This is a genomic window from Nocardioides cavernaquae, assembly GCF_003600895.1.
Taxonomy (GTDB): domain Bacteria; phylum Actinomycetota; class Actinomycetes; order Propionibacteriales; family Nocardioidaceae; genus Nocardioides; species Nocardioides cavernaquae.
Genome location: NZ_QYRP01000002.1, coordinates 2517618 through 2540984, shown reverse-complemented (window position 1 = coordinate 2540984; position 23367 = coordinate 2517618). Strand labels below are relative to the sequence as shown.

Annotated in this window: 23 protein-coding genes and 1 tRNA gene; 3 read left to right on the top strand and 21 right to left on the bottom strand. The window is 69.1% G+C overall.

Features of this window, described 5'->3' with window-relative positions; all coding sequences use genetic code 11:
* Nucleotides 1-30: 30 nt before the first annotated feature.
* The 14 genes from D4739_RS12195 to rho all read right to left on the bottom strand — a co-directional run bounded on the left by D4739_RS12195 (nt 31) and on the right by rho (nt 11269).
* Nucleotides 31-840, bottom strand: a complete 810-nt coding sequence (locus D4739_RS12195; protein ID WP_120060870.1) for a F0F1 ATP synthase subunit delta — start codon at nt 838-840, stop codon at nt 31-33.
* A complete protein-coding gene (locus tag D4739_RS12190; protein ID WP_120060869.1) occupies nt 837-1388 on the bottom strand; it encodes a F0F1 ATP synthase subunit B in 552 nt (183 codons plus the stop codon). The genes D4739_RS12195 and D4739_RS12190 overlap by 4 nt, the downstream gene beginning before the upstream one ends.
* Before the next feature lie 33 nt (nt 1389-1421).
* Nucleotides 1422-1625, bottom strand: coding sequence for an ATP synthase F0 subunit C (gene atpE, locus D4739_RS12185; RefSeq protein ID WP_056908071.1), 204 nt, complete (start codon nt 1623-1625; stop codon nt 1422-1424).
* A gap of 71 nt (nt 1626-1696) precedes the next feature.
* Nucleotides 1697-2494 carry a F0F1 ATP synthase subunit A gene (gene atpB, locus D4739_RS12180; RefSeq protein WP_238473632.1) on the bottom strand — a complete coding sequence of 266 codons (798 nt, stop codon included), beginning with the start codon at nt 2492-2494 and terminating at the stop codon, nt 1697-1699.
* A complete protein-coding gene (locus D4739_RS16910) occupies nt 2491-2787 on the bottom strand; it encodes an AtpZ/AtpI family protein (RefSeq protein WP_182920405.1) in 297 nt (98 codons plus the stop codon). Before D4739_RS16910 ends, atpB begins: the two co-directional genes overlap by 4 nt.
* 61 nt (nt 2788-2848) lie before the next feature.
* Complete coding sequence (locus D4739_RS12170) at nt 2849-3274, bottom strand: hypothetical protein (protein WP_120060868.1); 426 nt, start codon at nt 3272-3274, stop codon at nt 2849-2851.
* A complete protein-coding gene (locus tag D4739_RS12165; protein ID WP_120060867.1) occupies nt 3271-4416 on the bottom strand; it encodes a glycosyltransferase family 4 protein in 1146 nt (381 codons plus the stop codon). The genes D4739_RS12170 and D4739_RS12165 overlap by 4 nt, the downstream gene beginning before the upstream one ends.
* 1 nt (nt 4417) lies before the next feature.
* On the bottom strand, nt 4418-5083 hold the full coding sequence (locus D4739_RS12160; RefSeq protein ID WP_120060866.1) for an L-threonylcarbamoyladenylate synthase: 666 nt from the start codon (nt 5081-5083) through the stop codon (nt 4418-4420).
* Nucleotides 5080-5940, bottom strand: a complete 861-nt coding sequence (prmC, locus tag D4739_RS12155) for a peptide chain release factor N(5)-glutamine methyltransferase (protein ID WP_120060865.1) — start codon at nt 5938-5940, stop codon at nt 5080-5082. The genes D4739_RS12160 and prmC overlap by 4 nt, the downstream gene beginning before the upstream one ends.
* Entirely contained in the window at nt 5937-7007 is a 1071-nt protein-coding gene (gene prfA, locus D4739_RS12150; protein WP_120060864.1) for a peptide chain release factor 1, read from the bottom strand. The genes prmC and prfA overlap by 4 nt, the downstream gene beginning before the upstream one ends.
* A 102-nt stretch (nt 7008-7109) precedes the next feature.
* Nucleotides 7110-7316 (bottom strand): 50S ribosomal protein L31, encoded by a 207-nt coding sequence (gene rpmE / locus D4739_RS12145; protein ID WP_120060863.1) that lies wholly within the window; start codon nt 7314-7316, stop codon nt 7110-7112.
* 94 nt (nt 7317-7410) lie between these two features.
* The gene (locus D4739_RS12140; RefSeq protein ID WP_120060862.1) at nt 7411-8919 is read right to left on the bottom strand and encodes a sensor histidine kinase; all 1509 of its coding nucleotides are present in this window, start codon (nt 8917-8919) and stop codon (nt 7411-7413) included.
* Entirely contained in the window at nt 8916-9284 is a 369-nt protein-coding gene (locus D4739_RS12135; RefSeq protein ID WP_120060861.1) for a response regulator transcription factor, read from the bottom strand. The genes D4739_RS12140 and D4739_RS12135 overlap by 4 nt, the downstream gene beginning before the upstream one ends.
* Before the next feature lie 44 nt (nt 9285-9328).
* Complete coding sequence (gene rho, locus D4739_RS12130) at nt 9329-11269, bottom strand: transcription termination factor Rho (protein ID WP_120060860.1); 1941 nt, start codon at nt 11267-11269, stop codon at nt 9329-9331.
* 366 nt (nt 11270-11635) lie between these two features.
* On the opposite strand from rho, the gene D4739_RS12125 reads away from it, so the two are divergent.
* Both D4739_RS12125 and D4739_RS12120 read left to right on the top strand, forming a co-directional pair.
* Nucleotides 11636-12058 carry a hypothetical protein gene (locus D4739_RS12125; RefSeq protein ID WP_120060859.1) on the top strand — a complete coding sequence of 141 codons (423 nt, stop codon included), beginning with the start codon at nt 11636-11638 and terminating at the stop codon, nt 12056-12058.
* A 96-nt stretch (nt 12059-12154) separates the two neighbouring features.
* The gene (locus tag D4739_RS12120; RefSeq protein ID WP_120060858.1) at nt 12155-12391 is read left to right on the top strand and encodes a hypothetical protein; all 237 of its coding nucleotides are present in this window, start codon (nt 12155-12157) and stop codon (nt 12389-12391) included.
* An 887-nt stretch (nt 12392-13278) separates the two neighbouring features.
* Here the strand turns inward: D4739_RS12120 and D4739_RS12115 are convergent.
* From D4739_RS12115 to argS, 6 genes are all read right to left on the bottom strand, one after another.
* The gene (locus tag D4739_RS12115; RefSeq protein ID WP_120060857.1) at nt 13279-14934 is read right to left on the bottom strand and encodes a hypothetical protein; all 1656 of its coding nucleotides are present in this window, start codon (nt 14932-14934) and stop codon (nt 13279-13281) included.
* A 356-nt stretch (nt 14935-15290) separates the two neighbouring features.
* Nucleotides 15291-16190, bottom strand: coding sequence for a homoserine kinase (gene thrB, locus D4739_RS12110; RefSeq protein ID WP_120060856.1), 900 nt, complete (start codon nt 16188-16190; stop codon nt 15291-15293).
* Nucleotides 16191-16203: 13 nt separating this feature from the next.
* A complete protein-coding gene (gene thrC, locus D4739_RS12105; RefSeq protein WP_120060855.1) occupies nt 16204-17274 on the bottom strand; it encodes a threonine synthase in 1071 nt (356 codons plus the stop codon).
* Entirely contained in the window at nt 17274-18563 is a 1290-nt protein-coding gene (locus D4739_RS12100) for a homoserine dehydrogenase (RefSeq protein ID WP_120060854.1), read from the bottom strand. Before D4739_RS12100 ends, thrC begins: the two co-directional genes overlap by 1 nt.
* A complete protein-coding gene (gene lysA / locus D4739_RS12095; protein ID WP_120060853.1) occupies nt 18560-19957 on the bottom strand; it encodes a diaminopimelate decarboxylase in 1398 nt (465 codons plus the stop codon). The genes D4739_RS12100 and lysA overlap by 4 nt, the downstream gene beginning before the upstream one ends.
* Nucleotides 19957-21645 carry an arginine--tRNA ligase gene (argS, locus tag D4739_RS12090; RefSeq protein WP_120060852.1) on the bottom strand — a complete coding sequence of 563 codons (1689 nt, stop codon included), beginning with the start codon at nt 21643-21645 and terminating at the stop codon, nt 19957-19959. The genes lysA and argS overlap by 1 nt, the downstream gene beginning before the upstream one ends.
* A gap of 83 nt (nt 21646-21728) precedes the next feature.
* Between argS and D4739_RS12085 the strand changes: the two genes are divergently transcribed.
* A tRNA-Arg gene (locus D4739_RS12085) sits at nt 21729-21801 on the top strand.
* Between the two features lie 16 nt (nt 21802-21817).
* Here D4739_RS12085 and D4739_RS12080 read toward each other — a convergent pair.
* Entirely contained in the window at nt 21818-23230 is a 1413-nt protein-coding gene (locus tag D4739_RS12080; RefSeq protein ID WP_147384907.1) for an LCP family protein, read from the bottom strand.
* Nucleotides 23231-23367 lie beyond the last annotated feature (137 nt).

Below are 23367 nucleotides of genomic sequence, written 5' to 3'. Positions count from 1 at the left end.
GCTGAAAGTTCTGTTTTGTCTAGCCGATGGCTAGCCGGCGAGCTTGCGCGCGGCATCGTCCAGGCGGCTGACAACCGTGCCATCGATGATGTCGTCACCGATCTCCACGCGGATGCCACCGATCAGGGCGGGCTCGACAACGACATTCACGTGAATGTCCTTGCCGTACTGACGCGACAGCGCCGCAGCCAGGCGGTCGGAGTCGGCCGGCGTGAGCGGGCGAGCGACGCGGACAACCGCAGCCGCCTTGCCCTGCACGTCGGCAGCCACCTTCTGGTACGCCGTCAGGGCGGCGTCCACAGTGCGGTGCGAGCCCGAGAGGGCTTCCACCGCGAGCGCCACCGTTGAGGGCAGCGCCTTGCCGTCGAGGAGTCCGCGGACGAGGTCCGCCTTGTCCTGCTTCGACCGGGCGCTGTCCGAGAGGGCGTCGCGCAGGTCCGGGTTGCCCCGGACCGCACCAGCGAAGGTGAAGAGCTCGTCGGCCAGGCGGCCGGCGTCACCTCCGGTCGACCGGACGGTCGACACGACCCCGAGGTGCTCGAGGACGTCGGCAAGGTCACGCGTTGCGGTCCAGCGCTGACCGACGGCCGTCTTCACCAGCGCGAGCGTCGAAGCGCTCACCTTGCCGGAGAAGATCGAGTCGACCAGGCCGGCCTTCGCCTCGGCAGGAAGCGACACATCGGTCGCCACCCGGCGCAACGCCGGCTCGGACCGCAGCACGGCAGCCACCGAGAAGAGCTCGGTGCCCGTCGTGCCGGCGTCGGCCGCGCTCTCCACCGAGGTGGAGAGCGTGGCCAGCGCCTCAGCAGAGGCGCCCCGGAAACCAGAACGCACGGTCACTGTGCGCCCTCCAGCTCACTGAGGAAGCGCTCGACGACACGGCTCTGGCGAGCGTCGTCGTCGAGGCTCTCGCCCACGATGCGGCCGGCAAGGCCGGTCGCGAGCGAGCCGACCTCGGCACGGAGCGAGGTGACCGCCTGCTGGCGCTCCGCCTCGATCTGCACCTTGCCGTGCTCGACGATGCGGGAAGCCTCGGCCTGGGCCTGCTCCCGCATCTCCGCCACGATCGCGGCACCCTGCTCACGCGCTTCCTCACGGATGCGCGCAGCCTCGTGGCGAGCCTCGGCGAGCTGCTGCTCGAGCTGGGCGAGCTTGGCGTCAGCCTCGGCCTGCTTGGTCTCGGCCGCGGCCAGACCACCCTCGATCGCGTTGGTGCGCTCAGCGAAGGTCTTCTCGAAGTTCGGAACGACGAACTTCTTGATGGCGAAGAAGAGCAGGCCGAACACGACCAGGGCGAGAACGAACTCCACCCACACGAATGCGAGCGGGCCGTGCTCCTCTGCGTGACCGGCAGCCTCTTCGGCAGCGGCGATGACAAGCGACTTCATGCGAGGTCCTTCAGGTCAGGAACGGGCAGGCGATCAGAGGACGAACGCGAGCGCGATACCGATGATCGCGAGCGCCTCGGCGAGCGCGAAGCCGAGGATCGCGATCGACTGGAGACGCGACTGCGCCTCGGGCTGGCGGGCGACACCGGAGATGTAGGCGGCGAAGATCAGACCGATACCCACACCGGGGCCGATGGCAGCGAGGCCGTAGCCGATCATGTTGAGGTTGCCGTCCACGGCGATTTCCTTTCGGTTGTTCTTACTTAAGGTGAAGCAAGATGTGCTTGGAACGGTGAGACAAACAGCTCTCAGTGCTCGTCTGCGAGCGCACCTGAGATGTACATGGCGTTCAGCAGCGTGAACACGTAGGCCTGCAGGAACTGGACCAGGAGCTCCAGGAAGCTGATCAGGATCGCGAGCACCCAGGCGACCGGGCCGACGGCGTAGCCGATGCCACCCACCTCGGTGATCAGGTGGAGGCCGCCGGTCGCGAACAGCATGAGGAGCAGGTGGCCCGCGAACATGTTGGCGAAGAGACGGAGGGCCAGCGTGACCGGGCGGACCACCAGGTTGGAGAAGAACTCCAGCGGGATCAGCAGCGGGTACATGATCGGGCTCACGCCCGTCGGCACGCACTGCAGCTTGAGGTAGCCGACCAGGCCGTGCTTGCGCACGCCGACCCAGTTGTAGACGAGCCAACTCATGCCGGCGAGCGCGTAGGCCATCGAGGCACGCGAGAACGTCGGGAACTGGATGCCAGGGAACGACGCGAAGAGGTTGTTCACCAGGATGAAGAAGAAGAGCGTCACCAGGTAGGGCACGAACTTCTGGAAGTCGTGGCTGCCGATGATGTCGCGCGCAACCGAGTTGCGGACCATGCCGTAGGCACCCTCACCGGCGTACTGCAGGCGACCGGGGACCATGGCGCGCTTGCGCGCGGCCAGGAAGAAGAACGCGAAGACCACGATGGCGGCGAGCACCAGCTGGAACATCGGCTTGGTGACGGGGTGACCCGCGATCTCGAAGAAACCGGGGAGTTCGAAGTTGCCCGGTCCCGGCGCCACAAAATCCTGGGCGCCGATCACGTTCATCCCGATCAGGCTCACTGCTTCTCCTGCGTCTCGTCTGCTTCGTCGCTGTGCTGGTCGTGCTGCGGCTCATTCGGTGCGGCGGGCGCATGCGGTGCCGGGAGGAACCGGCGCCAGGTCATGAAGATGCCCAGGACCGCGCCGAAAACGATCCCGATTCCCACCAGGAAGTCCGTGCCGGCCCACCGGTCCAGGCCCCATCCGATGATCCCGTAAAGGATCACGCCGGACATCAGGTAACCGAAGGCGTGCCAGGGGTCGCCTGGCGACTTCTCGGTGGGTTGTGCAGAGGGATTGTCCTGCTGAGCCATCGCGCCACGGACCCTACCAGTGTGAGGCCGTGAGTGCGCACCCCGCATCGGCCTGTTCGGACTACTCACCCTTAGGTTCACCTTCATGGGGCTCCGGCAGCGCGTCGTACGCCGGAATTCGCGCTCGCGTGGCGACCAGAATCTGGACAAGGATCCATGCCAGGGTGCCCGCGATGACGGTGCCGGAGAGCCACTCGCGATCGATGCGGGTGCCGAGGATCCCGGCGTCGTCGAGGCCGGCGAAGACGGCCAGCAGCAGGACCACCTGGAGCGTGTAGGTGAGGAGTGCGAAGAGCAGCGAGGCGCCCGGCAGGGCGCGCGCCACGACGCTGACGGCCATCGACCCTCCCCCGAGGACCCCGAGGACGACAGCGGCCCCGACAGCCGCGCCGTACGCCGCGGAGCGGTCGACCAGGACTGCCGCCCCGAGAACCGCGAGCAGCAGCACCGCGACGAGGGCAGCGGTGCGCCGGACCTCGCGGATCACTCCCCTGTCCCCAGCACGGTGTCGACGTGGGGCAGGTGTGCGCGCGGGACGGCGAAGGTCAGCACGACCGTGACCACGAGCCAGACCACGAGGATCGTGAGCACGATCGGGCCGGAGTAGAGGCTGGCCAGCACGGTGCCGTAGGCGACGAGTGCGGCCCAGAGCCAGATGATCAGCACCGCGCGGCGGTGCGAGTGGCCGATCTCGAGCATCCGGTGGTGCAGGTGCTGCTTGTCCGGGTGGTAGAACATCTGGCCGCGCCGGGTGCGCCGGATGACCGCGAGGACGAGGTCGGCGAACGGCACGATCAGGATCGACAGCGGCAGGATGATCGGCAGCAGCGTCGGCAGCAGGCTGGCATCGGATCCGCCGCCGCCGCGCGAGACGTCACCGGCCGGGAACTGCCCGGTGAGCGTGAGCGCCGAGGCCGCCAGCATCAGCCCGAGCAGCATCGATCCGCTGTCACCCATGAAGAGCCTGGCCGGGTGGAAGTTGTGGGACAGGAAACCGGCGCACGCACCCGCGAGCAGGGCTCCGAGAAGTGCTCCGGTCACCGCGAGCGTCTGCCCGTTGAGGTTGGCGAGCTGGTAGCAGAAGACCAGCAGCGCGCTGGCGCCGATGCCGACCACGCCCGCGGCCAGTCCGTCGAGACCGTCGACGAAGTTCACCGCGTTGACCGTCGCGACGACCGTGATCACGGTCAGGAGCGCAGCCTGGTCGGACTGGAGGGAGAACTGGACGTCGCCGGGGACCCACAGGAACAGGTACTTCACACCGAAGAGGATCAGGACACCGGAGGCGACCACCTGGCCACCCAGCTTGGTCAGCGCATCGAGCTCCAGCAGGTCGTCCAGCACACCGACCATGCAGATCAGGGCTCCTGCGCCGAGCACGACGCCCGCATCCCTGAAGACGTTCTCGGTGCTGAGCGAGAGGAACGGCAGCTGCCGCGCGACGAAGTACGCCGCGGTCATGCCGCCGAGCATCGCCAGTCCGCCGAAGTAGGGGATCGGGATGACGTGCATGTCGCGGGACCGGACCTGCGCCACTGCCCCGGTGCGCAACGCGATCTCGCGCGCGATCACCGTGAGCAGGTAGGTCACCGAAGCCGCGACCAGGAAGACGAGGAGGTACTCGCGCACGTCAGCCCTCGTCGACGAGCGTGACGCCGAGTGGCTCGGTCACCGCGTTCAGGGACTCGAGAGACAGGGCACCGGGACGAAGTATCCGGCCAGTGGCGCCGGTCGCGTCCACGATCGTCGAGGGCGTGTTGCCCGGGGTGGGTCCGCCGTCGACGATCACGGTCACCTCATCGGCGAGCATCTCCTCGGCCGCGTCGGCGTCGGTGGCTGCCGGGTGCCCGGTCAGGTTGGCCGAGCTCACCGCCAGCGGGCCGGTGCGCTCGAGCATCGCGAGAGCGATCTCGTTGTCGGGCATGCGGACCGCAACCGTGCCGCGGGTGTCGCCGAGGTCCCACTGGAGCGACGGCTGCTGCTTGAGGACGATCGTGAGCGGGCCCGGCCAGTGCGCCTCGATCAGCGCCCGTGCCCAGTCCGGGATCTCCACCGCGAGGGCGTCGACCGTGGACACAGCGCCCACGAGGACCGGCGGCGGCATCTCCCGGCCACGGCCCTTGGCCGCGAGCAGGCGGCGTACGGCGGCGGGGTCGAAGGCGTCGGCACCCAGCCCGTAGACGGTGTCGGTGGGCAGCACCACGAGCTCGCCGCGGCGGACCGCGAGCGTGGCCGCCTCGAGGGCCTCCTCGCGCTGGGCAGGATCGTCGGCCGGGAACCTCTTCACGGGGCTCATCGTGCCAGTCGCGCGGTCAGGTAGCGCGCACGACCTGCCAGATCCCGGTGGTCGCGGACTTCGGTCCAGCGTCCGGTCGCCGCGAAGACCGCCGGAGCGGACTCCCCCTGCACGTCGGCGTGCTCGGCACCCACGACACCGCCCGGCTTGAGCAGGAACGCCGCGCGGGCCTCGAGCACGCGCATCGCGACCAGTCCGTCGTCGCCGGAGAAGAGCGCCAGGTGCGGGTCGTGGTCGCGGGCCTCGGGGGCCACGGACTCCCACGCCTCCAGCGGGATGTAGGGCGGGTTGCAGACCACCACGTCGACGGCGCCGGCCAGCTCGTCGAACGCCGTGCCCATGTCGCCCTGGCGCAGGTCGACACCGGTGCCGGCCAGGTTGCGCTCGGCCCAGCCGTGCGCGTGCTCGTCCAGCTCGACGGCGTGGACGCGGGCGTCGGGCACCTCGTCGGCGATCGCCTTCGCGATGGCACCCGAGCCGGTGCACAGGTCGACCACGACGGGGCTCTCCCCCGCTGCCCGGGCATTGTCGATGGCCCAGCCGGCCAGCAGCTCGGTCTCGGGACGCGGGGTGAAGACTCCGGGACCGACCTCCAGCTCGATGTGGCGGAAGTGGGCCACGCCGGTCAGGTGCTGCAAGGGCTCACGCTTCTCGCGCCGCACCAGCAACGCGTCGTAGGACGCGACCTCGGTGGGGTCGGGGAGCCGGCCGGTCAGGTCGAGGAGCGGCAGCTCGCCGGTGTTGACCCGGAGGACGTGGGCAAGGAGCAGTCGGGCGTCGCTGTCCGGGGACTCGACGCCGGCATCGGCGAGGCGGGCAGAGGCGTCAGCGAGGAGCTGCCGGATCGCGCCGCTCAATCGAGGGCCTCGAGTCGCGACGCCAGATCGGCCTGCACGCAGCTGTCGATGACTGGGCCCAGCTCGCCGTCGAGGACGGTGTCGAGGTTGTAGGACTTGTAGCCGGTGCGGTGGTCGGAGATGCGGTTCTCCGGGAAGTTGTAGGTGCGGATCCGCTCGGAGCGGTCGACCGTGCGGATCTGGCTCTTGCGCGCGGCGCTGGCAACGGCGTTGGCCTCCTCCTCGGCTGCGGCGAGCAGCCGGGCCCGCAGGATGCGCATCGCCGACTCCTTGTTCTGCAGCTGGGACTTCTCGTTCTGGCACGACGCCACGATGCCGGTCGGCACGTGGGTGATCCGCACGGCCGAATCGGTCGTGTTGACGCTCTGGCCACCGGGGCCGCTGGAGCGGTAGACGTCGATGCGCAGGTCGTTGTCGTCGATGACCAGGTCGACCTGCTCGGCCTCGGGCATCACGAGTACGCCGGCGGCGCTGGTGTGGACGCGACCCTGGGACTCGGTCACGGGGACCCGCTGCACGCGGTGGACGCCACCCTCGAACTTGAGCAGCGCGAACGGCGCCTCGCCCGGCTCGGGAGTGCCCTTGGCCTTGACTGCCATGGTCACGGACTTGTAGCCGCCCATGTCCGACGGAGTGGAGTCCAGGACCTCGGTTCGCCAGCCGCGCTGCTCGGCGTACCGGGTGTACATGCGGAGCAGGTCGCCGGCGAAGAGAGCGGACTCCTCGCCGCCCTCCCCCGACTTCACCTCGAGGATCGCGTCCTTGGAGTCGCTGGCGTCGCGCGGGACGAGCAGCTGCTGGAGCTTCTCGGCCGTCGCTGCGCGGGCCGCCGCGGCGGCTTCCGCCTCGAGGGCGAACTCCGGGTCCTCGGCAGCGAGCTCGCGGGCAGCCTCGATGTCGTCCCCGAGGGATTGCCACTCGCGCCAGGTGCGCACGATGGAGGTGAGCTCGGCATACCGCTGGTTCAGGCGCTTCGCGAGCACCTGGTCGGCGTGCGTCGCCGGCTCAGCGAGCCGCTGCTCGAGCTCGAGCTGCTCCGCGGCGAGTCCTTCAACGGCCTCGAACACGAGAATCCGCCTCCTGGGGCGAGGGTGTAGCCAGATGTGACGGGCGAGAAATGCCGAACGCCGACCCTCCGCGAGAACGCGGGGGTCGGCGCCGGTGAGGTGCTACTTCTTGCCGTAGCGAGCCTCGAAGCGGGCAACGCGGCCGCCGGTGTCGAGGATCTTCTGCTTGCCCGTGTAGAACGGGTGGCACTGCGAGCAGACGTCGGAGTGGATCTTGCCGGAGCTCAGCGTGCTGCGGGTCTGGAACGACGCGCCGCAGGTGCAGGTGACGTCGGTGAGGACGTACGTCGGGTGAATGTCCTTCTTCACGGTTTTCTCCTGGGAGTCAAGGGTGCCGGGTCGCCCGTCCGGAGTGGACGCACGTGAACCGGAGCCAGCAGAGAATTCTGCCACTCGGAGGGCATCATCCGGTAATCGGCAGCCGGATCGTGACGGTCGTGCCCTCACCCTCGACCGAGTCCACCTTCACCGAACCCGCGTGGTTGTCGACGATCGACTGGACGATTCGCAGCCCCAGCCCTGTGCCGGGGACCTCGGCCGCCATCGCATTCGACGCGCGGAAGAAGCGGGTGCCGAGGGCACCGATCTCCCGTGCCGGGATGCCGATGCCGTGATCGACGACGACCAGGACGGCCTCATCCGCGGTGGACTCCACGCGCACCAGGACCTCCGAACCCGCAGGGCTGAACTTCACGGCGTTGCCGACGACGTTCACGATCGCGCGAGCCAGCTGACCCCGGTCGGCCAGCACGGGGACCACGTCGTCCGGCAGCTGCTTCGTCAGCACCACCTCCCGCCTGCCCGACGCCATGCGCAGGTCCTGAACAGCGTCACGGACCAGCAGGCGCAGGTCGACCTGCTCGAGATCGGTCGACCGGTTCTCGGTACGGGAGAGGGTGAGCAGGTCGTCGATGAGCGCACTCAGGCGGTCAACGTTGCGTCGCGACGCGTCGATCATCCGCTGGTGGTGCTCGCTCACGTCGCCCGAGAACTCGTCCTCGACGATCTCGAGGTAGCCGGAGAGGACGGTCAACGGGGTGCGGAGCTCGTGGCTGACGTTGGAGACGAAGTCGCCTCGCGCGGTGTCCAGCGCGCGCACATCCGAGGTGAACGAGGCCTCGGCGGCCCGGCTGCGCTCACTCTCGTCAGCCAGCGCATTGAGGGCGCGCGCCACGAGACGCACCTCGCGCGGGCCACGGACCCGGGCACGGGCACCCAGCTCGCCGAGCGCCAGTCGCTGCACCACTCCCTCGAGCTCGGCCAGGGGATCACGGATCTCGCGGAGCAGGCGCCGGCCCGACGAGGCTGCGAGGGTGAGTCCGAGCAGCGTGAACGCGGCGATCGCGATGCCGGTCCTGCGCACACGCTTCACGGCCATTTCGCGGGCATCCGACACGTCGGCGTCCAGGATCGACTGGATCTGTCCGTGGATCGTGCGCAGCTCGTCGAAGAGTTCCTTGCCGTGGAAGAAGAGTTCCGGGTCGTAGTTGTCCGATCCGCCCGGGCGGGAGACGCGCAACTCGGCGTACTCGGTCAACCACCGCTGGGCGAGTCGCTCCTGCTCGTCCGCGAGGGCTCGCAGGCCGGGCCGTTCCGGAAGGTGCCTCGCCAGGTCCCGTTCGTCCTCGGGCAGCCGGACGAGGGCCGTGCGGTAGGGCTCCAGCGCACTGGCTTCGCCGCTGAGACCCCAGGCCCGGACACCGGTCTCGGCGTCGGTCAGGTCCTGCAGGATCGCCGCGTTCGCGGAGGACGCGGGCTGGACGACGGTGGTCAGGTGGTGCACCGCTCGGAACGACAGGAAGGCACTCAACAGGCCGAGGCCGCCGGTCGCGAAGAGCAGGACGAGGATCAGCGTGAGCACCGAGACGAGGCGGCGCCGGACGCTGGTGTCCGGGACAGGACCCGCGGTCACGGCTGGCCGAGGGCGGCGCTGACCCGGGCACTGAGCTCACGCGGGCTGAACGGCTTGGTGACGTAGTCGTCGGCACCGGCGGCGAAACCCTGCTCGATGTCGCTCTCCTGCGCCCGTGCGGTGAGCAGGATGATCCGGATCGATTCCAGCGCGGGATCGAGCCGGAGCGCCCGGCAGGCATCGAGGCCACCCATGCCCGGCATCATCAGGTCGAGCAGGGCAAGGTCTGCCCCGACCTCCCGGCAGGCGTCGACCGCCGCTGAGCCATCCGCCACCACCGTCACCTCGTGACCCACCTGGGCGAGCTTGAAGGCCACGAGGTCGCGGATGTCCGCGTCGTCGTCCGCAACCACGATCTTCGCCACGGCGAAAACCGTACCTGTCCAGTGACCCCGGAGGGGTCATCCGATCAGCCAGCGTGATCCTGCGAAGGGGTGGTCTTCGCCACCTGCATCAGGAACTCGACGTTGCTCTGCGACTTCTTCAGGCGCTCGAGCAGCAGCTCCAGCGCCTGCTGACCGTCGAGACCGGCCATCACGCGGCGCAGCTTCCAGATGATCTGCTGCTCCTCAGGGCTCATCAGGAGCTCCTCTCGGCGGGTGCCGGACGAGACCACGTCGATGGCCGGGAAGAGGCGCTTGTCCGCGAAGTCGCGACGCAGGCGGATCTCCATGTTGCCGGTGCCCTTGAACTCCTCGAAGATCACCTCGTCCATCTTCGAACCGGACTCGATGAGCGCCGTCGCGAGGATGGTCAGCGAGCCGCCGTTCTCGATGTTGCGCGCCGCACCGAAGAACTTCTTCGGCGGGTAGAGCGCCGCGGAGTCGACGCCGCCGGACAGAATCCGGCCGCTGGGAGGAGCCGCCAGGTTGTAGGCACGGCCCAGTCGGGTGATCCCGTCGAGGAGTACGACGACGTCATGGCCGAGCTCCACGAGTCGCTTGGCGCGCTCGATCGCGAGCTCGGCGACCAGGGTGTGGTCCGTTGCCGGGCGGTCGAAGGTCGACGAGATGACCTCGCCCTTGACGCTGCGCTGGAAGTCGGTGACCTCCTCCGGGCGCTCGTCGACCAGCACGACCATCAGGTGGCACTCGGGGTTGTTGGCGGTGATCGAGTTGGCGATCGACTGCATGACCATCGTCTTGCCGGCCTTGGCCGGGCTCACGATCAGGCCGCGCTGGCCCTTGCCGATCGGGGCCGCGATGTCGATCACGCGACCGATCATGTTGTCCTTGTCGGTCTCCAGACGCAGGCGCTCGGTCGGGTAGAGCGGCGTCAGCTTCGAGAACTCGACGCGGTCCTTGGCCGACTCCGGGTCCAGCCCGTTGACCGAGTCGATCCGGACCATCGGGTTGAACTTCTCCTTGCGCTCGCCCTCGCGGGGCTGACGCACCTGGCCGACGATCGCGTCGCCGCGGCGGAGACCGAACTTCCGGACCATCGAGAGCGACAGGTACACGTCCTCCGTGCCGGGCAGGTAGCCGCTCGTGCGGACGAACGCGTAGTTGTCGAGTACGTCGAGGATGCCGGCCGCAGGCACCAGCACGTCGTCCTCGAGGATCGTCGTGTCGGGTTCGTTGCGCGCGCGCTGGCCCGGAGCACCCGGGGTCCGCTCGCGGTCGCGACCGCGGCGTCGGCGGTTGCCCGTGCCTTCGCCGTCGGGGCCGTCCTGGCTGGCCTGGTTCTGGCCGGCCTGGTTGCCCTGGTTCGGCTGATTCTGGTTCGGCTGGTTCTGGTTGGGCTGGTTCTGGCGGGGCTGCTGGTCGCCCTGGCGTCCCTGCTGGTTGCCCTGCTGGCCGCGCTGGTTGGGCTGGTTCTGGCCGCGCTGGTTGCCCTCGCGGTTGCCGCCCTGCTCACCGGCGGACTCCTGCGAAGCGTCCTGCTGAGTGTCGTGCCGGGCGTCCTGCTGGTTGCCCTGGTCGGCGTCCGCCTGGTTGCCCTGCTGGGCATCGCGGTTGCGGTTCCGGTTCCGGTTGCGCGGCGGAGCCGGCTCGTCGGAGCTCTCGGAAGCGTTCTCACGGTCGTTCGGCTCGGTGCGCTCGGGGCGCTCGGCGGGCTCCGCCGACGCTGCCGGCTCAGCTGCCGTCGCGGCCTTCGCTGCACGCGGGGCACGGGCTGCCTTCGGCGGCCGCTCACTCGACGTACCGGTTGCTTCGTCACCCTTCGCCGCGGCCGACGCGGCGCCCGACTGGGCACCCTTGATCGCCGTGATCAGGTCGGCCTTCTTCATCGACGCGGCGCCCGCGATGCCCAGGCCACCGGCCATCGACTTCAGGTCGGCGAGCAGCAGCGCGTTGAGGCTGCCGCTGCGCTTCTTGGCAGCAGCGGGGCCTTCGATGGTCTCAGTCACGTGAGGTCCTTCCCACGGATCGCAGTGCCGCTCAGGCTCGAATGCCGGCGGCTATCTCGTGTTGCCCTCCCCGCGCGCAGGCGTCGATAGACGCTGGCAGCGTGAGGGAGGAGTGCCTCCGGCCTAAGCGGCCGGGTGGGCGGCGTCCACAGATCCGGGACGCGTTGCCAGCCTAACACCGGCGGTTTCCGATGTGCGGTAGTGCACAGGTGTTGGCCGCTCCCCGACGGCGGCGCTCGGTCACGGTTCGGAATACCAGTGGGAACGACTCTCGGATGATTGGCCCTAGGTCGCCCTTCGAAAGGGTTGGGCAGATCGTTGCTCGTTAGCCCCGCGCCCCCGGGCCAGCCGCTATAGCGTCGTACCGTGAACCCGCCCGAGACTTTCGAGGAATGGGAGCGCCGCACGGCGCCGTCCCCCGAGTCCGTTGCCTTGGCGCAAAGCGCGCCGCTGTCGATCTACCTCATCGGCGCGTTTGTGGTCGTGGCGTTGAGCACGGCCGACTACGGCGACAAGTTGGCAATTCTGGCCTTCTTGGCAGGGTGGTACCCGACGGGAGCGCTGGCAAAGCGATGGCTCCGTGACGGTGCCAAACTCAACGAACGTCGGTTCGTACGACTGCGGTGGGTTCGCTTCGCCATGTTCGGCGCTCTGCTGTTCGCTGTTTCGGTTGGGAGCGCACGCGACATCCTCCTTGCGGCGAGTCTTCTTCTCCTGGGCCTCGCCGAGTTGCGTTGGCACCTCATGGAACGGCTTGGCCGATGGCGGCTGGCGATTCACCAGCACTGACCCGGCTATCTACCAGCGCGCTCCGTTCGGAGCAGATGAGTGCAATTCTGGATCCGGACGAGTCGCATCAGATCCCGCCGTGACGGAGGACGCCTTATGGACCGCGACACCCGCATCGCTATCGAGATCCTAGGCGGCATTGGAATCGTCGTGATGGCGTTCGTCCTTCGGCGGCTCTACCTGCCGGAGCCGGTTCCGGCTCCAGGAGGTGACCCGGACGGTGGCCTTGTCGAGTTGATGGGAGTGATGTTCAAGTTGATTGTCGTCCTGCCCATCTACATCGTGGTCTGCGTGTTCGTTGAGAAGGCCATCGCGACGGCAAAGGACTCCTGAGCCGCGTCATCGCAGTTCAGTTGGAGACGCGGTCGACTCGGCAGCACCGCACCCAACGCGGCAAGAGCGGGCGGGTCACTCCGCCCCACGACGTCGAACGAAGTTCGCCTAGTCGGCTATTGACTGCCGCGAGCGGCCGGTCCTACTCGTCCGAGTTGCGAGATAGCCGGCGCAAACGCCCAGAGCAACACCCGTGCCAACGGCGACGAGGTCGGGACCCAGGTATCCAGAAGGAACGGCACCGCAATCACTGCGAAGCCCAGCACCAGGCACACCTCGTACCAGTCAGATCGCAGGATCACTGCGGCAGCTAGGAGCACAACCCCACTAGGGCAGCGAGTGCCTCGGCGGATAGGACATCACCATCCGCCATGCCCGCCACGTCGACGGCCACCAGAAGGTAGACCACCAACAGCAGCCACCCGTGTTCAGCGATCAGGCGCGGCTTCATGCAACCAAATATCGCGCATAGCGACCGCTAACGGAGCGTTGTTTAACGGAGCGTTGTTTAACGGAGCGTTGTTGCTGGAGTAGCGGGATCTTCCACTCGGACCGCGGCATGTGCGTGCGGATGCTCGCCTCAGCGCGGGCGAGAGGACCACTTGAGGTGGACGGCAGCGATCACAGCAGCGAAAACCACGATCAGACGAAAGCCTGAATTGATGACGTCCCTGTCGAGGTCAGAGATCGACACCATCAGCCACAGCGCAGCCAGGGTAGGGCAACGAGAAGCACGAAGACCCCAACGCTGGTCACAATCGCAAGCGTCTTCTGATCCCGCATGGCTCGGTCCTGCACTCAATCAGTATGCGTCACGCGCTCCGCGCCCGCCGTCCAACTGCACGAACTCTTGCGCACGGAACTCGGCATGGTCGTGCGCGCATCGTTCAGCCGGTGTTGCCGAGTGCGCGGGTGCCGGTGTGGTCCACGAGGTAGTAGGCGCCGTGGGGGTCGCGCCACAGGTAGATGCCGGGGAAGGGTTGCTGGACTTCCCACCCGCAGTGGGTTTTGAGGTTGTGGTGAAACTGGGTCAGGGGGCCGTAGTTGCCGATCGTGGACAACCCGGGGACGTCGGGGGTCCAAGGGGTGTTGTGGTCGATCTGCATGCTTCGCCATCCATCAGACCGGTTGGTGCTGCTGGATCCCCACGGGAAGCTGTCGGCCGGCGTCATCAGGCGCACGGCCTGGCGATGTCGATCAGGGATCTCCCAGGCGTCGACCGGGGCCTGGCCTTCGATGTCGAGCACCGGAGTCAACCGCACCTTCTGATGCGGGTGCAGGCTGAAGTGCCCCCGCAACCACGCCTCCGTCACCACCCCGATGCCCTCGATACGCACCAGGTCCGGCGAGCCGTCGCGGTCGGCACCGACCACAGTGCGTCCTCCGGTGCTCCCGTCGGCGCGGCCGCTGCCGGTCCTGTCGGGGGTCTGGGTGATACGGCCGCCGTAGAGGTGCACAAAGATCGTCAGCGTCGGCAGCAACCGCGACCAGTCGATGACCGGCTTGCCGCCGCCAGACGAGCCGTCGCAGGCGCCGCCGGTGGGCCCGTCGCCGGACCCGTCGCTGGGGTTGTCAGTGGGCCCGTCGTCGGGCCTGTTGTGGGTCTGGTCCCACAGCTTGATGGCGGCGTCGACGATGCCGCGGGACTCACCGGCAGGGTCGGCGTCGGCGTCGCCGAGGACGGTGCGGTCGTCCTGGTCGCGTCCACCACGATCGGAGGCCAGAGCGAGTGCGTCGTCGGCATCATCGGTGGGTCGGTCGCGCCATCCGGCGTACGCCGCCAGAAGCTTGACCACGGCTGCGGGGTCGGCGAGCAGCTCGGCGGCGGTGGCACGGCGGTCGTCCTCACCGTCGGTGGAGCCGAGGTCCTTGAGGATGCGGGCGAGGTAGTCGACGGTGGCGTCGATCTTCGCGATCCCGAACGCGTCTGTGCGGATGGTGAAGATGCCCATCCCAGCCTCATTCGACAGGTGCTTGTGGGCGTAGCGGGCCTTGCGGTTCGCTTCCTCACGCGCCGACGCGGCCGCGGGGTCGGCGGCGGTGACCGCGGCCGCCACCAGGGCCTCGAACCGTCCCCACGGGATCCGCCCATCGACCGACTCGGCGACGCGGGCATCGACGTAGGCTGCGGCCTCGACCGACAGGGCCCGGGTCTGGGTGGCGACGTGGCGGGCATAGGAGGGCATCACGGCACCGGCCAGGGTGCGGGTCCAGATGCTCGGGAGGCGGTGCTCGATGTCGACCACGTCCGCGATCCACCGATCCCCGGTGCCGGTGGACCGGCCCATCCTCGCGGCGAGCTGAGCACCCGCGGTGGACGCCACCAGCGGCGTGCCGGTCGCGCCGTACTCCCGCAGCCGGACACGACCCGGCTTGCCGGCCCTCGTCAGATGCACAACATCGGGGCCGTTGGCGATGGCCCACTCCCGCGCGATCAACAACAAGTCGATGTCGGCCCGGCGACGGGCCTGCTCACGCGCAGAAGCACTGTCGAGGAGATCCCTCCGCGACAGCTCCGAGAACCGCGTGCCCGAGTTGGCCATGCACCCACTCAAGCACCACCCACCGACAACATCCGGCCGGAAAGGCGCTGATCAGAGACCCTGTGGATCACGAAGAGGTAACGGTTTCGATGACCCATTCGGGCGATCGTCAGGACTGTCGGCGGCAGCCTGTGGACAACTCCAGTCAGGCACTCCGGACATCTCGGTGGCCACCAACAGCGTGTCAGTCACACCAATCGAAAGGGAGACGACCATGACAACACGCCGCATGCCAACGCCCAACGAGCTCGAGGTGCTCGACCACTGTTGCGACGACTTCGAAGACTGGCCGCGGTGTCGCTGCGGCCAGCGCTGTCGCTGCGGCCGCGATGATCGCGGCCGCGCCACGAGCCCAGTCAGCCGACGATCAGGCCGTCGTGGTCGACCTCGAGCGCGTGGGACGCCCAGCCCTCGGGCATACGAGTGAGGAGCTCGGCCCGCGCGTCCGCAGAGGTCGCGAAGGCGAGCACCGTCGGCCCAGCACCAGAAACGATCGCGGCAAAGCCCAGAGCCCGCAGCGAGCGGACGAGCGCGAGCGACTCCGGCATGGCCGGCTCGCGGTAGTCCTGGTGCAACCACTCGCGGGTGGCCGGCAGCAGCAGCGACGGATCGCCGGCGAGAGCCGCGACGAGCAGCGCAGCGCGACCGGAGTTTGCCGCAGCGTCGGCGTGCGGGACGGTCGACGGGAGCAGTCCGCGCGCGACCCTGGTCTCGACCGGCGTCGGAGGCACGAAGACGACCGCGGACACCACGGGAGAGACCGGCGAGTTGACCGAGAAGAAGCCCGACGGCTCGTGACCGGAGATCGTGAAGCCGCCGAAGAGAGCCGGGGCGACGTTGTCGGGGTGACCCTCGATGTCTGCAGCCATGCGGAACAGCTCATCGTCCGACAACTGCTCGGCACCATGGACGACCAGCGCCCGCCCGAGACCGAGGCCAGCGACGATCGCGGCCGAGGACGAGCCGAGACCGCGCGAGTGCGGGATCACGTTCTCGCAGGTCAAGCGCAGGCCAGGAGCAGACTCCCCCAGCCGCGCGAGCGCCGCCCGGATGCAGCGGACGACGAGATGCGACTCATCGCGAGGTACGTCGGAGGCCCCGGCACCGGTCACCTCGACGACCAGGCCCGACGGCAGCACCTCCGCCGACAGGGTGTCGCGCATCGACAGCGCGAGACCGAGGGCGTCAAAGCCCGGACCCAGGTTGGCCGAGGTCGCAGGGACCGTGACGCGGACCGGACCGGAGACGAGAGCCATCAGAAGCAGCCGATCAGATCAGGCCGGCAGCCGCCGCAGCAGCGTCGACCTCGGCATCGACGATGGTCTCGACGAGGTCGCCGAAGCCCTCGAGCGCGGTGGCGGTGTCCTTGAGGCCGTGACCGGTCACCGTGATGACGACGGTCGCGCCCGCATAGGAGTCCCCACGCGAGATGTCCTGGAGGAAGCCCGCGACACCAGCAGCGGACGCCGGCTCGACGAACACCCCGTCCTGAGAAGCCAGCTCACGCTGCGCCGACAGGATCTGGTCGTCCGACAGGGAGGCGAAACGGCCGCCCGACTCAGCAGCAGCGGCCTCCGCGAGCTTCCACGAGGCCGGGTTGCCGATGCGGATCGCGGTCGCCTTGGTCTCCGGATTCGGGAAGACCTGGCCGGTCACCAGCGGAGCTGCTCCCTCGGCCTGGTAGGCACGCATGACGGGGCGCCGCGTGGCGCGACCCAGGTCGGCGTACTGCTTGTAGCCGAGCCAGTACGCCGAGATGTTGCCGGCGTTGCCCACGGGCAGCAGGTGGTAGTCAGGGGCGTCGCCGAGCGCGTCGACGACCTCGAACGAGGCCGTCTTCTGGCCCTCGAGACGATGCGGGTTGACCGAGTTCACCAGGGCGACCGGATAGTGCTCGGCCAGGCCGCGGGAGATCTTGAGGCAGTCGTCGAAGTTGCCGCGGACCATGATCACCTTGGCGCCGTGCAGGACCGCCTGGGCCATCTTGGCCGCAGAGATCTTGCCCGCCGGGACCAGCACGATCGGGGTCACCCGCGCCTTGGCGGCGTAGGCAGCCATGGACGCCGACGTGTTGCCGGTCGACGCACAGACCACAGCGCGCGCACCCTCGTGGACGGCCACAGACAGGGCCGTGGTCATGCCGCGGTCCTTGAAGGAACCGGTCGGGTTCATGCCCTCGACCTTCAGGAAGACCCGGGCGCCTCCGCCAGCGATCTCGGAGAGCCAGGCCGACGAGACCAGCGGGGTGCCGCCTTCACCGAGCGTGACCGCCGGGGTGCCTGCCGGGATGTCCAGCAGCTCGCGGTACTCCTCGATGACGCCCTTCCACTGGTGGGCCATCACTCTCCTCCTTCTACGCGCATCACCGAGGTGACGGCGCGGACGCTGTCCATGCCACGCAGGTGCTCGACGGTCGCAGCGAGCTGCGCGTCGGTTGCGGGGTGCGAGACGACGACGAGCTGCGCGTCGGCGCCACGGCCTTCCTGGCGGACGGTCTGGATCGACACACCCTGCTCGGAGAACGCGGTCGCCACGGAGGCGAGCACGCCTGCGCGGTCGTCGACGTCGAGCTGGACGTGGTAGCTGGTGACGGTCTCCCCCATCGGGAGGACCTCCCGCGCGGCGTACGACGACTCGCCGACGCCACGGGTGCCCGCGAGCTTGTTGCGGGCAACGGTGACGAGGTCACCAAGGACGGCGGACGCGGTCGGCGCACCGCCGGCGCCCGGGCCGTAGAACATGAGCTGGCCCGCAGCCTCGGACTCGACGAAGACCGCGTTGTAGGCACCGCGGACCGAGGCCAGCGGGTGCGATGCCGGGATCATCGCCGGGTGCACGCGCACCGACACGGCGTCGCCGCGCAGCTCGCAGATCGCGAGCAGCTTGACGACGCAGTTCATCTCGCGCGCGGAGGCGACATCACCAGCGGTGACATCGGCGATGCCCTCGCGGTAGACGTCGGCGGCGGTCACGCGGGAGTGGAACGCGAGCGAGGCGAGGATCGCAGCCTTGGCGGCGGCATCGAAGCCCTCGACGTCAGCGGTCGGGTCGGCTTCGGCGTAGCCCAGCGCCTGGGCCTCCTGGAGCGCCTCCTCGAAGCCGGCACCGGAGGTGTCCATCTTGTCGAGGATGAAGTTCGTGGTGCCGTTGACGATGCCGAGCACGCGGGTGACCTTGTCACCGGCCAGCGACTCGCGCAGCGGGCGCAGGATCGGGATCGCGCCGGCAACAGCCGCCTCGTAGTAGAGGTCACGACCGGCCTTGGCCGCCGCCTCGAAGAGGGTCGGACCGTCCTCCGCGAGCAGCGCCTTGTTGGCGGTGACGACGGAGGCGCCGTTCTCGAGGGCAGCGAGGATCAGCGACCGGGCGGGCTCGATGCCACCGATCACCTCGATGACCAGGTCGATGTCGCCGCGCGTGACCAGGCCGAGCGCGTCGGTGGTCAGCAGGTCGGCGGGCAGGTCGATCTCGCGCGGAGCGTCCAGGCGGCGCACGGCGACGCCGGCGAGCTCGATCGGCGCACCCACCCGGGCCGCCAGGTCCCCTGCCTGCTCACCGAGCAGCCGGACCACCTGCGAACCGACGGAGCCGCAGCCCAGGACCGCCACCTTCAGCGGTTTCGTGTTCACGCGTCTGCTCCCATATCTGTTGCCAAGAGGTCGTCCTCAGTCTCCCGCCGTACGACGACGCGCGCGGCGCCGTCCCGCACAGCGACCACCGGCGGGCGAAGGGCGTGGTTGTAGTTGGAGGCCATCGAACGACCATAGGCACCCGTGCCGGGCACCGCGATCAGGTCACCGGGTGCGATGTCGCCGGGAAGGAACTCGTCCTTGACCACGATGTCGCCCGACTCGCAGTGCTTGCCGACCACCCGGGCCAGCACCGGGGCAGCCGTCGAGGAACGGGAAGCCAGGGTGCAGGAGTAGTCGGCGTCGTACAGGGCGGGGCGGATGTTGTCGCTCATCCCGCCGTCGACGGAGACGTAGGTGCGGCTCGCCCCGCCGTCGAGAGCAACGGTCTTGACCGTGCCGACGGTGTAGACGGTGCACATGGCCGGGCCGACGATCGCGCGGCCCGGCTCGATGGAGAGGTGCGGCTGGGCGATCTGGAGCGCGGCGCACTCCCCCGCGACGATCTTGGTGATCCGCTCCGCGAGGTCCGCCGGGTCCGCCGGGTCGTCCTGGGTCGTGTAGGCGATGCCGAAGCCGCCACCCAGGTCGAGCTCGGGCATGACGTGGCCCAGCTCCTCGGCGACACGGGCGTGGAGCGCCAGCACGCGACGGGCCGCGACCTCCCACCCGGAGGTGTCGAAGATCTGGCTGCCGATGTGGCTGTGCAGGCCACGCAGGTCCAGGCCGGGAGCCGCGACGACCGCCTTCGCGGCCTCGAAGGCGGAACCCGCCGAGATCGAGAACCCGAACTTCTGGTCCTCGTGGGCGGTCGCGATGAACTCGTGCGTGTGCGCCTCGACACCGGCGGTGACCCGGATCATCACGCCCTGCGTGACCCCGAGCTCGGCGGTGATCGCCGCAACCCGCTCGATCTCGTGGAAGGAGTCGACGACGATGCGGCCTACGCCGGCGACGACCGCGCGACGCAGCTCCATGGGGGTCTTGTTGTTGCCGTGGTAGCCGATCCGCGCCGGGTCGACACCAGCGCGCAGGGCGACCGTCAGCTCGCCGTTGCTGCACACGTCGAGGCAGAGCCCCTCCTCCGCGACCCACTTCGCCACGGCGACGGACAGGAACGCCTTGCCGGCGTAGTAGACGTCGTAACCAGCGAACCCGTCACGGAAGGCCGCCGCACGAGCACGGAAGTCCGCCTCGTCGAGAACGTACGCCGGGGTGTTGACGTCGGCGACCAGGTCCGGGATCGCGATGCCGCCCACGTGCAGCACACCGGACTCGTCCTTGCGCGCGGTCTGCGACCACAGGACCGGGACGAGGGCATTGGGGTCCGCGGGCTCGCGCAGCCAGACGGGCGAGGTGCCGGTGAAGTCACCGGGCGGGACGCGGCCGGCCATCACATGCGCTCCGGAGCCGAGACACCGAGCAGGCCGAGGCCGTTGGCGATCACGGTCTGCGTCGCCTCGACCAGCACGAGGCGGGCGAGGTTGGCAGGCCGGACGGGCTCGTCACCCTGCGGGAGCATGCGGCACTCCTTCGTGTCGTACCAGCGGTTGAAGACCGAGGCGGTGTCCTCGAGGTAGCGCGCGACGCGGTGCGGCTCGCGCAGCTCCGCGGCCGCGGCGACAACGCGGGGGTACTCCGCGAGGGCCCGCACCAGGTCGCCGTCGCGCTCGTGGTCGAGCAGCGCGGGGTCGAAGGCGACCCGCGCGGCGTCGATGGACATGCCGAGGTCAGCAGCGTTGGCCTTCATCCGGCAAGTGCGCGCGTGGGCGTACTGCACGTAGTAGACCGGGTTGTCGTTGGAGGCCTTGGTGATCTCCGCGACGTCGAGCACGAGCGGGCTGTCGGCGGGGTAGCGCGCGAGCGAGTAGCGCAGCGCGTCGACGCCGATCTCCTCCGCCAGCTCGTTGAGCGTGACGATGGTGCCGGCGCGCTTGGACAGCTTGAGCTCCTCGCCGTCGCGCAGGATCTTGACCAGCTGGCCGATCAGCACGTCGAGGGTCTGCGCCGGGTCGTCCCCGACGCAGGCGGCCATTGCCTTGAGCCGGCCGACATAGCCGTGGTGGTCGGCACCGAGCAGGTAGATGCAGTGGTCGAAGCCGCGGGCCCGCTTGTTGAGGTAGTACGCCGTGTCGGAGGCGAAGTAGGTCAGCTCGCCGTCGGACTTGATCAGCACGCGGTCCTTGTCGTCACCGAAGTCGGTGGTGCGCATCCACAGCGCGCCACCCTCCTCGTAGACGTGACCGAGGTCCTTGAGCCGCACGAGCGTGTTGGGCACGCCACCGGTCTCCTGGCCCTCCTCGTGCAGCGAGAGCTCGGAGAACCACACGTCGAAGTGCGTGTTGAACCCGGCGAGCTGCTCCTGCTGCTCCTGGAGCTGGATCTCGTAGCCCTTGGCCCGCACCGCGATCACGCGCTCGTCGGCGGGCAGGTCGAAGATGCCCGGGCTGGCGGCCTCGACGGCCTTCGCCAGGTCGTCGATGTAGGCACCGGCGTAGCCGTCCTCGGGGGTCGGCTCCCCCAGCGCGGCGGCGATGATCGACGCGGCGAACTTGTTCATCTGGACGCCGCGGTCGTTGATGTAGAACTCTCGGGTCACCTCGGCGCCCGCAGCAGCCAGCACACGGCCGATCGCGTCACCGAGGACCGCCCAGCGGGTGTGGCCCAGGTGCAGCGGACCGGTCGGGTTGGCCGAGATGAACTCGACGTTGATCCGCTGGCCCGCGAGCGTCGCGGTCTCGCCGTACGCCGCGCCGGCAGCGACGATCTGCCCGGCAACGGCACCCTGCGCTCCCGCCTCGACGGTGATGTTGAGGAAGCCGGGACCGGCAATCTCCACCGCGGCGATGCCGGCGCTCGCCTCGAGGCCGGCGGCCAGCAGGCCGGCGAACTCGCGCGGGTTCATGCCGGCCTTCTTGGAGAGCTGGAGCGCGACGTTGGTCGCGTAGTCGCCGTGGCCCTTCTGCCGGGGTCGCTCCACCGTCACCGTCGTGGGCGCGCCGTCAGGCAGCGTGACAGCGCCCTGGGCCACAAGAGCGGTCAGGACGTCGACGATGGTGCTGGAAAGTTCCTCGGGAGTCACCAGCCAAGCCTATCGGCGGGCACCGGTTTCTCTTGCACCGATATCGCCCGCTAGTCTCCTGTCTGCGCCGCTGAGTGGCGCATGCCTCCGTAGCTCAGGGGATAGAGCACCGGTTTCCGGTACCGGGTGCCGCAGGTTCGAATCCTGCCGGGGGCACTTTCAGTTTTCCGGATCAGCACCTCTTGATCTGGGCGTCCTTGCGGGCGTCATCGCCGTAGCGCCGCGCAGCCGCTGTGTTCGGAAACACGATGCTCGCGCCATTCACGTTGCCGATGCTCCCCTGCACGACGCAGCCGCTGGTCTTGCGCGGGTCGATCGACGCAACCGCCTGGGCGATCCGGAAGACCTCGGTGATCGACATGCCGGTCTCCAGCTTGCGGTGCGCCGCGAACGCTCCGGTCTCGAGGAAGCCCGGCTTGGCGATGCCGAGGCCAATGGCGGCCTGGATCGCACGCAGGGTCTCCTGCTGATTGGCCGACCGGTCGAAGTCACCGCCCGGCAGCGACTTGCGGATCCGCGAGAAGTTGACGGCACTGGGGCCGTTGATCCGGTTGCGTCCCTTGCGGAAGCCCGGCTGGAGGTACTGGTCGGAGAACGCGCGCTTCGAGTTCACGACGATCCTGCCGATCGCGTCGACGGTCTCGCTCAACCCCCAGAAGCTGGCGACGATGACGTGGTCGGGCTGGACCCCGACGAGGTTGCCGACGGTGCGGCCCATCGCCTTCGGCCCGCCGAAGTAGAGGGCGGCGTTGATCCGGTTGGAGCCGTAGCCGGGGATCGACACCCAGGAGTCGCGCGGCACGCCGATCGTCGTCGCCGCACCGGTTCGTGTGTTGAGGCCGACCATCTGGATGGCGTCCCCGCGGCTGCGCAGGACCGGCTGCCCGCGACGGGCGTCCGAGCCGACCGCAAGGATCCAGACCGTCTCCTTGCCGACGTCGCCCGCCATCACCCGGCGGCTCCGGGTGTCGGGTGACTGACGCTGGAGCTCGTAGCCGAAGATCCGCCAGCCGGGTCCCTCGGGGACCAGCGTCAGCCGGCCCGAGATCTTCGTCGCTCCCTTGTCCTCCCCCTCGGGGTCCAGGGTCAGCGCTACACGAGCGGTCGCTCCTCGGGCCTTGCCCTCCGTGCCGAGCAGGTCGACCTTGATCGACGAGGCATCGGGGACCAGCTCGGCATCGGCTGTGCCGCCGAACGTCGTGACTCCCCGGTCGCGGGCGGCGAGCTCTGCCGCCCCGGGCGTGAACCCGGGGAACGCCGCGGCGACGTCACCGGACGGCGTGAGGTACGCCGCGTCCACCCAGCGCTGGACCACCGCGCCCACTGACTTGACCGCGGCAGCCCGCGCCGGTGGAGCAACCCGGCCGACCGTCACCCCGGCGCCGATCGCTGCGCGCGGCGCGGCGCTGCTCGGCGTACCAGTCTCTGGTTCGGGCTTGTCTGACGACGGCTCGGAGCTGCTGCAACCGGCGACGAGGACCGTCGACAGGAGCAGCGGGACGAGCCGGCGGCCGGGCTGCGGGCCGGGCTGCGGGCCGGACTGTGAAATTGTGAGGTTTGGATGGACTTTCAAGCGAGTGCGCATCAGGTTGCGCTCCCCTCCGGGTCGGGTCTTCGTTCACCCTGCCCGATAGGTGGTCCCACCTGCCACATTTCCCCATGGGTGGGTCTAGCCTTGGCGTGTTGTTCTCACCAGCAGTAGCCGCACCGGAAGAGGCGATT

Coding starts and splice junctions, on each gene's coding strand:
- D4739_RS16910 (WP_182920405.1), bottom strand. CDS start 2,787: ATGGCTCAGCAGGACAATCCCTCTGCACAACCCACCGAGAAGTCGCCA.
- D4739_RS12190 (WP_120060869.1), bottom strand. CDS start 1,388: ATGAAGTCGCTTGTCATCGCCGCTGCCGAAGAGGCTGCCGGTCACGCA.
- thrC (WP_120060855.1), bottom strand. CDS start 17,274: ATGGCCCACCAGTGGAAGGGCGTCATCGAGGAGTACCGCGAGCTGCTG.
- D4739_RS12120 (WP_120060858.1), top strand. CDS start 12,155: ATGGACCGCGACACCCGCATCGCTATCGAGATCCTAGGCGGCATTGGA.
- D4739_RS12160 (WP_120060866.1), bottom strand. CDS start 5,083: ATGAGCCCCGTGAAGAGGTTCCCGGCCGACGATCCTGCCCAGCGCGAG.
- lysA (WP_120060853.1), bottom strand. CDS start 19,957: ATGGCCGGCCGCGTCCCGCCCGGTGACTTCACCGGCACCTCGCCCGTC.
- thrB (WP_120060856.1), bottom strand. CDS start 16,190: ATGGCTCTCGTCTCCGGTCCGGTCCGCGTCACGGTCCCTGCGACCTCG.
- D4739_RS12080 (WP_147384907.1), bottom strand. CDS start 23,230: ATGCGCACTCGCTTGAAAGTCCATCCAAACCTCACAATTTCACAGTCC.
- D4739_RS12115 (WP_120060857.1), bottom strand. CDS start 14,934: ATGGCCAACTCGGGCACGCGGTTCTCGGAGCTGTCGCGGAGGGATCTC.